We start from the raw sequence: 10,166 nt of genomic DNA, 5'->3' as shown, positions 1-10,166 counted from the left end.
TGTTCCTCGGGATGCTCACGGCCAACACCGCGGCACGCGCGTTCTACGACCGCCTTGGTTTCCACGTCATCCCGGTCGCGAACGCGGGACCGTTGACCCACCTGGGGCGCTCGACCAGCGAGCCGCTCTGAATCGGAGAGGTAGGTGTCGCGACGCGGTCCCGCGGAATCGGTCGAACGTCCGATTACCGTCTGACCCCGTCGTGTCCGTCTGTGAATCGGAGACGTGTCGCGACGCGGTCCCGCGGAATCGGTCGAACGTCCGATTACCGTCTGACCCCGTTACCGTCTGACCCCGTCGTGTCCGTCGATGCTCTCGTGCGCGGCCCGTCCCACCAGCGCCGCGCCGAAAAAGACGTACCCGATGCCGATCAGCCAGGACACCACCATCAGCATCGTGCCGACGGCGCCGTACGTCACCGCGCTCGAGACGATCAGCGGCGAGAAGATCACCGCCGAGAACAGCCGGAGGCCGACCAGCCCCGCCACGGTGAGCAGCGCCCCCGGCAGCAGCGCCAGCCAGGAGACCCGGTCCTCGAGCAGGAAGTGCGTCGTCCACCAGATGAAGCAGGTGGCGCCCACGCCCGTCGCGCACCAGCGCAGCACCAGCAGCAGCGGCGAGTCGTTGAGCAGGGTGACCATGTCGGCGCCCACCAGGAGCACCCCGACCAGCGCGGCCAGCCACACCACGCGCCGCCAGACCGAGATCAGCCGCGCCGCGGGCAGGTCCCACACCCGGGCCAGACCGGACTGCACCATGGTCGCGAAGGACAGTCCGAACACCGCCAGGACTCCGACGCTCAGCGCGGTGGTGGTCGACAGTACCCGCGTGGAGGGCGCGAACAGCCCGTTCACCGCACGGGACGCCTTACCGGACAGGCCGATGCCCGCGATGATCCACTGCGAGAAGGTGCGGTGGTTGAGCGGGGCAGCCGCGGCGACCACGATGAGCAGCGGGACCAGGGTGACGAAACCGAGCGCGGCGAACCCGAAGGCCCGGTGCATCAGCTCGATCTCCACCCCGCGCTTCCAGCACTGGCTGATGAAGTTTCGTAACGCTCCGTGCCCAGTACTGTCGCCCTCGATCTTCCGTACCGCCGGTGCGCCCAGGTAGGGCTCGTCCGGCTCGCCGTGGCCGTGCGGGCCGCGCCGCTCGGGTGCCGGCCGGAGCACGGCCCGGGTGCGGCTGTTCGGAGGGGAAGTAGTGACCACGGAGGTCAGGCTAACAAGCGCAGCGCCGATACGCAGGGTGAACGCGGACGTCAAAGCGCACTTGGTGCACACTTGACCTTGTGTTCAGTTTCGCCTGATGTCGCCCTCAGAATTCCCGGACTGCAGGTAATCGTCGGCGCACCCGTCAGCGCAGCGCTTTGCGCCTGTGGCAAAGCTACGAATCCGCCCTTGAGTCTTGCTAGAGCGCGATTGCCCGAAGAGGCACGGAGATTGCCCGAGAGGCCCACGTCGCACTCGCCTCTCAAACTTCTGAACCGAAGACCCGGCGCCGCCGTGCATACGAGTGCGCCATGCACGGAGATGCGGTGGACCCGGCCGAATTCAGCCGGGTCCACCGCATCTTAAGTACAGCGAGATCTCAAGTACGGCGAGGTTCAGATCCCGCGCGGCGGACGCCACATGGGATACATCATGGGGCGGTTCGAGAGCCCGTCCGGGTAGCGCAGGATGCCGTCCATGTCCTGGTAGCCGTGGCGCGCGTAGAGCCGGCGGCTGTCGGCTCCGGCGGCCTCCAGATACGCCGGAAGCGGCTTCGCGGCCTGATCCAGCGCGCTGTGGTGGGCGGCCAGCAACGCGCTGCCCAAGCCCCGGCCCTGGCGCTCCGGACGCACCGCCAGGATGGCCAGATGGTGGTGCCGCTCCCCGGCCGGGTGGTGCTTCTCCAACTGCTCGTCGAACGCTCGGAACCGGTCCAGCCAAGGCCCCGTGACGGCGGCCAGGCGGGAGTCGTAGTCGGCCGGGGGCAGCTCGTTGCCCGCCCCGGCCGGCAGCCACAGGGCCACCGCGTCGCGCTCCGCCGTGGTGTACACGACGCCGCACGCCATCGCGTGATCGACATAGATGCGGAAGTAGTCCGGAAAGATCCGCGCCCGCTCCCCCTGTTCGGGGACCAGCCAGGTGGAAGCGGCCAGATCGCGGAACGCGGCGGCGATGACGGCGCTCAACCGCGGCGCGTCGCCGGGCTGCGCGAACACTACCCGCGCCACGCCGCCATCGGTCGCGCGCTGGCTCACCGAGCCCTTGGTCGCGTTGTCCCGGATGCCAGTGCTCTTACCGACTGTGTTATTGCTGACAGCGTCGTTATTACTGACAGCGTCCCGGGCGACGGCGCGGCCCTGATGATCAGTGTCCTGGCTCATCGCGCTCACACGTTCTCCTCGGCCAGCTCACCCACCGAGGCGCTCTGCCCGGTCGCCGCCTCGGGGCCCAGCCCGATCACGGCGTACGTGTCGGGCCGGTCGGCGCGCAGATACAGCGCCCAGCCGACGCCGACGACCGCGGCCACCACGAACAGCGACGGAAGGATCTTGCCGGCCACCGACGGCGAGGTGTAGCCGAGCAGGGTCGAGAAGTTGTTCGCCACCAGGTACACCATGATGACCAAGAGCACGGCGGAGATCGCGGGCGCGATCAGCCGGCGCCAGATATTCTCCCCGCCCGGGTTGCGGGCGAAGTACACGATGACGGCGGCCGAGGTGAGCGCCAGCAGGATCAGGATGCCGAAGCCGCCGGTGGTGCCCAGCCAGAAGAACAGGTCCGTCATCGGGTTCCACCCGCCGATGGCGTAGATCACGATGGCCGCCAGGCCGATCGCGCTCTGCACCGCGGAGGCGAACTTCGGCACGCCGTTGGCGCCGGTGCGGCCGAGCGTGACGGGCAGCACCTGCTCGCGGCCGAGCGAGAAGGCGTAGCGCCAGCAGGCGTTGTGGAACGCGAGGGCGGCGGCGAACAGGGAGGTCATGAACAGCACCTGCCCGGCGTTGTTGAGGAAGTCGTTGCCCATGCCGAACAGCGTCCCAGGACCCTGCTGGCCGGCCACGGAGGCGATCTTCGAGTCGCCATAGTGCTCGGCCATCACCCAGGAGGCGCCCGCGTAGACCACCATGATCAGGATGAGCGACAGGTACGTGGCGACCGGGATCGTGCGCTTGGCGTTCTTGGCCTCCTCGGCGTAGACCGGGGACTGCTCGAACCCGACGTATCCGAGCACTGCGACGGCGAGCGCCGCCCCGATGCCGCCCTTGGTCAGGTCGGAGGGGTTCAGGGTGTGGAAGCTGACGTGGTTGCCCGCCGGGTGCACGCCGCCGTAGATCGACAGCGCGACGATGACGATCAGCTCGACGGTGAGCAGGACGCCGAGCACCTTGCCGCTCAGGTCGACCCGGACCAGGCCGAGCACGGTCACCACGGCCCAGGCGGCGAGCGCGTAGATCCACCACTTGATGTCCACGTTCGCCTTCTGTTGGATGAAGGCTTCGAGCGTGGGGCCGAACATGCCGTACAGACCCACCTGGAGCAGGTTGTAGGCCACAAGCGCGATCAGCGCGCCGGCGACGCCCGCCTCCCGGCCGAGGCCGCGGCTGATGAAGGCGTAGAAGGCGCCGGCGTTGCTGATGTGGCGCGACATGGCGACGTAGCCGACGCTGAACACACACAGCACGATGGCCACCAGGATGAAGGCGGCCGGGATGCTGGTCACCCCGGTGATCGCGTACGCGGTCGTCACCACGCCCGCGGTCACGGTCAACGGGGCCACTCCGGCCAGCACGAAGTAGGCCACGGAGGGTATTCCGAGGCGGTCGTGGGCCAGCGCCGCGGTGACACTGCCGGGCGCGACCGGCGCGTTCCTTGCCATATCAGGCTCCTTCTGACGAAGCGTGGGTAAGACGTTTTCGCTGGTGCGGTGGTGGCGCGCTGTGCACTGATGTACTCCACGGGTGGTTCAGGTGCGGTGGCTCGCGATGGCGGCGCCGACCGCGGCCTCCGTCTGGCTGATCAGCTCGGTGAGCGACGGCTTGAGCGCGGCGATCTCCTCGGCGAGGTGGCGGGCCGTCTCGGGCGCGCTCTCCCGCACCTCCCAGAGGATCACCTCGTCGAGCCCGGTCGCCCGCAGCAGGCCGACCAGGACGGTCTGCTGCTCGCTCAGCGGCCTGCCGCGCATCAGCTGGGTCACCAGCCGGGCGGCGGGCAGGGTGCCCGCGTTGGGCGTGGTGGGTGCCCATCCGTCCGGCTGCCAGGGGCGGCGGCGCGGCTTGCGGGCGACCACCCCGGCGGCCGCGAGCCGGCCGGCCACGTCGTCGCGGGCGGTGCGGGCGAAGAAGGCCAGCCAGGTGCGCACCGGATGCTGCTCGGCGACGAGGTACTGCAGCACCCTGGCCGTCAGGGCGTCAGCGGGGGTCGGAAGACCGCCGGCGCGGGGCGGCACGTCGAGCAGGCCCGCGCGCATCTCGATCCGCTCCTCCAAGGCGAGCTCGCCGAGCAGGGCGGCGGCCAGCCCCAGGCCGGTGATCCGTTCGGGCAGGCGGGTGCGGCCGGATTCGTCGTCGTGGGCCATCAGGAAGAACTCGTCGGCCAGCCGGCCTTCGGCATACGCCGGTCCGCCGTCCTGCGGAGGTGGCACGGCCATGTCGCTCACTGGCCTTTCTTCGCCGTGGCGGTCCGTCTCGCCCTGCCGCTGCGCACCGTCGCCCTGCTCTCCTTCTCGTCTCTCCGCGCTGCTGATCCGTGGCGCCTCGGACCTTTCCGCGACGTCGGGAGACCGCCGCGAAGCATTCTGTGAACATTCCAGATTCTTTGTGATAGCGCCGTCGAGTACTGCCATGCAGACAAGTCCGTTGTCTGCATGGCGCCGCGCGTCGTCATCGGGTATTGCGGACCTCGGCGGGGACGGCGACAGCGCGCGCGGCCGGGCCACGCGCGTCTCGCGTCGCGGCCTCGTCGCCGTGCTCGAATACTGCCATGCAGACACGGCCGTTGTCTGCATGAGTGTGGCCGCCCGAGGTAAGGTATGGCCGCCGTCTGTCCATACCCTCCACGGGAGGCTCTGGTGTCGCAGGCGCCCAAGTCGCTCAATCCCGACCTGTCGGCGCGGGACCGCTTCGGCGCCGAGCTGCGCTCGTGGCGGTTGCGCGCGGGCCTGTCGCAGGCCGCTCTGGCGCGGGCGGTGCATGTGCACCCCGACCTGATCGCCAAGGTGGAGAAGGCGGTGCGGCGGGCCAGCAAGGAGCTGGCCGTGGACTGCGACGCCGTGCTGGGCGCCGGGGGCGCGCTGGTCGGGCTTTGGACGGTCGCTGCGGCGGACGGGCGGCGTCCGCGGGCAGGGCTGGTCGCGCCGGTGCCGGTGGGCAGCGTCATCGGGCGGCGCGATGACGGGACCACGTCGGTGATCCGGCTCGACACCTCCCGGTACCGCGCCGCCGATCTGGCAGGGCTCGAGGACTATTCGCACGTTGAAGTGGTCTGTTATCTGCGCCCGGATCCCCGGCTCGCGGCGGAGCGGATGCGCTTTGAGCACGCGCCGCGGCGGGTGGGCATTTTCGCGCGGCCGGGCAGCGTGCGGGCGAATCGGATAGCGGTATCGCGTTGCCAGCTGCTGGCCGCGGTGGACGTGGATCTGCACGTACTCGATCTGTCCGCGCCACCGGGCACGCCGGTGCTCGACATCGCGCCGTGTCCGGCGCCCGGAGGGCCGGGACCGCGCTCGGACGCGGATCCCGGCCCTCCGGCGCTGTCACGGGCCTGACTGGTACTGGACCACCTGTTGGAAGGTGGGGCGGTTCTGCCAGGTGGTGGGCGGGTCGGTGATCCCGCCGACCGGGTCCTGGATGATGCTGTCGGCGCACCACTGGTCGCCCGCCGAGCAGGTGGAGTCGCCCGGGTAGACGGTGGCAGCCGACTCGGCGGCGGCCGAGGTCAGGGAGCTGAGCAGGGCGCTACGGCAGGCGGAAAGGCTTCCGCTGCCGCAGTAGGTCACCGGCAGCGGGTCCTGCACGCTCTGGCCGAGCACGGCGCGCAGATCCTTGCTGACGTAACCCCACCAGCCGAACTGGAACGAAGAGCCCTTGTGCGGCTGGGCCTGGTTGGAGGACACCGCGCCGGTGCCGGTGATGTTCTGGCCGCCGGAGGGTGACTCGTTGGGCTGGAGCGCGTTCACCACCGCGTTGAACAGCCCGCTGCCCATGCCGGACTGGAACTCGGCTTGGAGCAGCTGCGGCCACCAGGCGTCCATCAGCTGGATGGCCGCGGAGTTCTGGAAGCTCGTCGCCCCGGTCGAGGTCTGGCTCAGCGTGGAACCGGCGTTCATCCACGTGGTCAGCTCGTTCACCAGCGCCTGCTGGTTGGGGTCGGTCACCGGTTGGCTGTTGATGACCTGCAGGAGCATCGGCAGCACCTCTTTGCCGCGCAGGTCGGTCACCGCGGCCTGCTCCATGACCTGGACCAGCGAGGATCTGGTGAACTTCGCGCCGGTGGCCAGGAACGACTTGATCCCCTGGTCCAGCAGGTCGACGCGTTGGACGGGGCCGTAGCTGAAGTTCCCGTCCGCGGCGCTGTAGTCCTGTGCCTGCTTGTTGTTCCAGCTGACGTAGTAGTCCTGGTCGATCGAGTTCGGGTGCGCCGACGCCGGGGTGTACGACGCGGTGTTCGAGGTCGGATCCCAGTTCTGCCACTCGTCCGCGGGCACGCCCCACATCGGCAGGTTCGGGTCGGTGTTCGGCGCCCGTACCGTGTTGAGTCCCGAGTTGAAGTAGGCGGTGTGCGCCGAGTTCACGTAGAACCAGTTGAAGTCGAAGGCGACGTTGGACGCGGCGCTCTCGAATCCCTGGGGCGTGGACATGACGCTCGGATCGTTGAACATCTGGAATCCGATGGCCGACTCCGCCTCGTGCATATATGTGGAGCGCAGGACAGCGTAGGCCACCGGCACTCCGCCGACTGTCGCGGTGTATTGCACGAGCCCGTATTTAGTTCGATAGATCGTCAGGTCGTAGGATCCCGCCGCGGTGCCGTCCGCCAGCGTCGGGCTCCACGAGTCGTGCTGCACCAGCTTGTCCATCGGGGTGCAGACGCCGTGGTACATGTACGAGGTCGAACTCGTGGTGGCCGGGGAGCCGTCCGCGTTGCAGAGGGTCACCGCGTAGGTGTCCGCGTTGTCCTGCTCACCGGAGGTGGCGCTCCAGGAGTAGCTCGGCCCGCGGCCGAGCTCCACGTAGAAGTTGAGGCCCGCGAAGGCGGCGCCGCGGGCGCTGAGGCCCGGGCCCTCGATCTCCTCGAGCATGAGCAGCTGCGGGGCGAAGTAGCCGGTCTGCGGGCCGAAGACGGCGATCGGGTGGCCCGAGGCGCTGTCTGCGGCTGAAACGACCAGCGCGTTGGACATGCCGGGGTGATGGCCGGGGGACGGGAAGCTGAGCCCTGGCATCGCGCCGGAGTTGTTCAGGCCGTTGAGCGCGCCGACCTTCGAGCGCAGCGGCGCGGGCAGCTTGGCGGCGACCTTGGCCGTCGCGGCGGGGCTGACCGTGCCGATGGCCGCGGTGCTGCCGGCCGCCGATCCGGTCGGGTTCTGCACCATGTTCGCGGCGTTGACGGAGCCGGGGTCGGGCATCGCGACGCCGGTGACCGTCCCGGAGGTCTCGCCGTACGGGAAGCTCTGGCCGTTGTGCAGGGTGAGCGTCGTCTCGGGGTCGTTCTGCTCGCGCAGCGCGGCCCAGACTGCGTCTCCCTCGGCCGTCCCGTACGCCTGCTCCGCGGCCTCCTTGACCAGCGCCGACTGGAGCTCGGCCCCGCCGCCGCTGCCGAACAGGCCGCCGATGACGCCGGCGACGGCGATCAGGTCGGTCTCGGTGAAGGGCGCCATCGACTGGCCGGTGAGGTCGTATTCGCCGGGGAAGTCGTTGGCGGCCTGGACCTGTGCGATGTACGCGTTGACGCCGCCCAGGTAGTTGTCGATGTCCGCCTTGAGCTGGGCGCCGCGGGACCCGTCCGCGGCCAGTGCGGTCACCTGGGCCTGGAGGTCCGCCTCGGTGTAGGGGGCGGTGCTCCAGAGGTTCTGCTCGAGCGTCCGGTTCGCCGGGGAGCCGCCGGCGAAGGAGGTCAGCTCGGCGCGGCCTATGTGGCGCAGCAGGTCCATCACCCAGAGCCGGTCCTCGGCGCCGGCGTATCCGGCCCCGTATTCGGTTTCGGCGCGGGTGTTGCCGTATATGTGCGGGACCCCGGTGGCCTTGTCCCGCAGGATCGTGACACCGGGTTCGGGGGTCTCGGTCCGCTCGACCTGCGAGGGGGGCACGCCGAGCGCGGAGTCGTTGTAGAAGTTGTCGATCTGGCCGTCGGTCAGACCGGTGTACGACGAGGCGAGGTTCGCGTAGTTCGAAAGCTGGTCGTTGTTGTGCGAGGGTCGGACGCCGAACACCTTGAACAGCAGGATGTCGGCCAGGGTCTCGGCCCCGTTCTCGCCCGGCGGCAGCACGTCGGAGCAGGTTTGGGGGCAGTAGTCGGTGACGGCCGAGCCGAGGGGCACGGCCGCGCTCGCCGTGCTGGCGGCGGCGGATCCGAAGAGCGCCGCGGCCGCGACAGCTGCGACCAGGGCGGACACGCGGCGGTGTCGGCGGGAACTGATGTGGGTGCGGCGCAACGCTGAGCCCTCCCAGGCAAGCGAAATAACGCGCGGTTATGGACGCCTTGCGGCGCGTCAACCTACTCGCGGGTAGGGCAAAGAGTCCTTCAAGCTCTTGGCAACTCTTGGCCAAAACATGAGGATCATTCAAATCTGAAGGCGGCACACCGCTCCCGCAACAGAAGAAGGGTCCTTACCTGGTTCGTCAGGCTTCAAAGTCAAGGCGCCGAAGCACGCGCTTCGGCGTGCGGCGGGCAGGGCGGAAGATCGCGTGGCGGCGCCGGTCCCGGCCCCGTTCACACCACCCGGCCGCGCGGCCGGTTCAGGGTTTGCGCGCGACCCCGCAGTAGAAGCCGAAGCGGCGGCGGTCGGTCGAGCCGGGCTCGGGGCGCCATTCGGCGACCGTGACGACGCCCGGCTCCAGCAGCTCGAAATCGCCGAAGTAGGAACGGATCTCGGCCAGCGAGCGCAGGTTGAGGGTGGCGGTCGCGGACCGGTACACGCGGTAGATCTCGGTCGGGTCGTCGATCAGCGTCTCGTATGTGCCGTGGCTGAGGATCAGGAAGCTGCCGGACGGCAGCGCGTCCCGCAGGGTGTCGACGATGCGCCCGGGATTCTCCTGGTCGGTGATGAAGTGCAGGACGGCGACGAGGACGACCGCCACGGGCCGGCCGAGGTCGATCGCCGCGGCGATGTCCGGGTCGGTGAGGATCTCCTGGGGCCGGCGCAGATCTCCGAGCACGAACAAGGTTCGGCCGGCGCCCATGAGCCGCGCCGCGGCGTGGACCGCCACGATCGGGTCGTTGTCGACGTAGACGACGCTGGTGTCGGCGGCGGTGGACTGGGCGATCTCATGGATGTTCGGGGAGGTGGGGATGCCGGTGCCGATGTCGATGATCTGCCGGATGCCGTGGTCGCCGACCACGGTGCGCACGGCCCGGACGAGGAAGGCCCGGTTGGCCCGCGCGGAGTCGCGCATTCTGGGGATGCTCGCGATCACCCGCTCGGCGGCGTCCTGGTCGACGTCGTAGTTGTCCCGGCCGCCGAGGTAGTAGTCGTACATGCGGGCGGGATGCGGTCTGCTGGTGTCGATCCGGTCGGCCGGATACCCCTCGTCGATCATGCCGTCACGCCCTCTCACTCTCGACCGAGCGTGCGGACCGGGCGCCGGTGTGCGGCGACGCCCGGCCCGCGCGGCGCTGTCGGATTCGGGTCTTTGGTCTGTCCCCGGCCTGTGGGGGTAAGGCGTGGGGGAGGGACTTTCCGCAACCAAAGCGACTGCGCCGGTACTGCTCTATTCTGTTGAGTCTATTCAGTTGAGCTTGCCGGATTGTGCGTGTATTGCTCTGTGGCGCTTTTCCCTAGATAGCTGAAATTGAAGTTCGAAGAACGCCGGTGGGCGTTATTCGAGGAGGAAGTCGGCGGCGCCGGTCTTGGCCGCCTCGATGAACGCGGTCATCTCCCCGGCCGTGTACACCAGGGCAGGACCCGCCGGGTCGGTGGACTGGCGCAGCGCGATCCGACCGTCCTGCAACTTCAGGACCTCC

Annotated in this window: 8 protein-coding genes and 1 pseudogene; 2 read left to right on the top strand and 7 right to left on the bottom strand. The window is 69.3% G+C overall.

Annotation, left to right across the window (positions count from 1 at the left end; all coding sequences use genetic code 11):
* Positions 1-131, top strand: a pseudogene (locus tag VGZ32_RS28925) (GNAT family N-acetyltransferase); the annotation flags it as partial.
* Between the two features lie 150 nt (positions 132-281).
* Here the strand turns inward: VGZ32_RS28925 and VGZ32_RS25480 are convergent.
* The 4 genes from VGZ32_RS25480 to VGZ32_RS25465 form a co-directional block, all read right to left on the bottom strand.
* Entirely contained in the window at positions 282-1,211 is a 930-nt protein-coding gene (locus tag VGZ32_RS25480; RefSeq protein ID WP_326888731.1) for a ribonuclease BN, read from the bottom strand.
* A 395-nt stretch (positions 1,212-1,606) separates the two neighbouring features.
* Entirely contained in the window at positions 1,607-2,371 is a 765-nt protein-coding gene (locus tag VGZ32_RS25475; RefSeq protein WP_326888733.1) for a GNAT family N-acetyltransferase, read from the bottom strand.
* A 5-nt stretch (positions 2,372-2,376) separates the two neighbouring features.
* Positions 2,377-3,867: an APC family permease gene (locus tag VGZ32_RS25470; protein ID WP_326888730.1), complete on the bottom strand. Its 1,491-nt coding sequence runs from the start codon at positions 3,865-3,867 to the stop codon at positions 2,377-2,379.
* An 87-nt stretch (positions 3,868-3,954) separates the two neighbouring features.
* Entirely contained in the window at positions 3,955-4,638 is a 684-nt protein-coding gene (locus VGZ32_RS25465) for a GOLPH3/VPS74 family protein (protein WP_326888729.1), read from the bottom strand.
* Between the two features lie 420 nt (positions 4,639-5,058).
* On the opposite strand from VGZ32_RS25465, the gene VGZ32_RS25460 reads away from it, so the two are divergent.
* On the top strand, positions 5,059-5,754 hold the full coding sequence (locus VGZ32_RS25460; RefSeq protein ID WP_326888728.1) for a TrmO family methyltransferase domain-containing protein: 696 nt from the start codon (positions 5,059-5,061) through the stop codon (positions 5,752-5,754).
* On the opposite strand, the gene VGZ32_RS25455 is transcribed toward VGZ32_RS25460, so the two are convergent.
* The 3 genes from VGZ32_RS25455 to VGZ32_RS28920 all read right to left on the bottom strand — a co-directional run.
* On the bottom strand, positions 5,743-8,598 hold the full coding sequence (locus VGZ32_RS25455; RefSeq protein ID WP_326888727.1) for a penicillin acylase family protein: 2,856 nt from the start codon (positions 8,596-8,598) through the stop codon (positions 5,743-5,745). The two genes, VGZ32_RS25460 and VGZ32_RS25455, sit on opposite strands and share 12 nt — an antisense overlap.
* 343 nt (positions 8,599-8,941) lie before the next feature.
* Positions 8,942-9,742 (bottom strand): SAM-dependent methyltransferase, encoded by an 801-nt coding sequence (locus VGZ32_RS25450; RefSeq protein WP_326888726.1) that lies wholly within the window; start codon positions 9,740-9,742, stop codon positions 8,942-8,944.
* A gap of 279 nt (positions 9,743-10,021) precedes the next feature.
* A partial coding sequence (locus VGZ32_RS28920) for a DUF397 domain-containing protein (RefSeq protein WP_349263745.1) occupies positions 10,022-10,166 on the bottom strand: 145 nt, incomplete at its 5' end.

Origin of the sequence: Actinocrinis sp., assembly GCF_035938995.1 — a bacterium.
Classification (GTDB): Bacteria; Actinomycetota; Actinomycetes; order Streptomycetales; family Catenulisporaceae; genus DASZGI01.
Note: the sequence above shows the minus strand (reverse complement) of the source record. Positions and strands in the feature narration are given on the sequence as shown.

Bases quoted from the DNA above. Each gene is read 5' to 3' on its own strand.
- VGZ32_RS25475 (WP_326888733.1), bottom strand. From the start codon at position 2,371: ATGAGCCAGGACACTGATCATCAGGGCCGCGCCGTCGCCCGGGACGCT.
- VGZ32_RS25450 (WP_326888726.1), bottom strand. From the start codon at position 9,742: ATGATCGACGAGGGGTATCCGGCCGACCGGATCGACACCAGCAGACCG.
- VGZ32_RS25470 (WP_326888730.1), bottom strand. From the start codon at position 3,867: ATGGCAAGGAACGCGCCGGTCGCGCCCGGCAGTGTCACCGCGGCGCTG.
- VGZ32_RS25465 (WP_326888729.1), bottom strand. From the start codon at position 4,638: ATGGCCGTGCCACCTCCGCAGGACGGCGGACCGGCGTATGCCGAAGGC.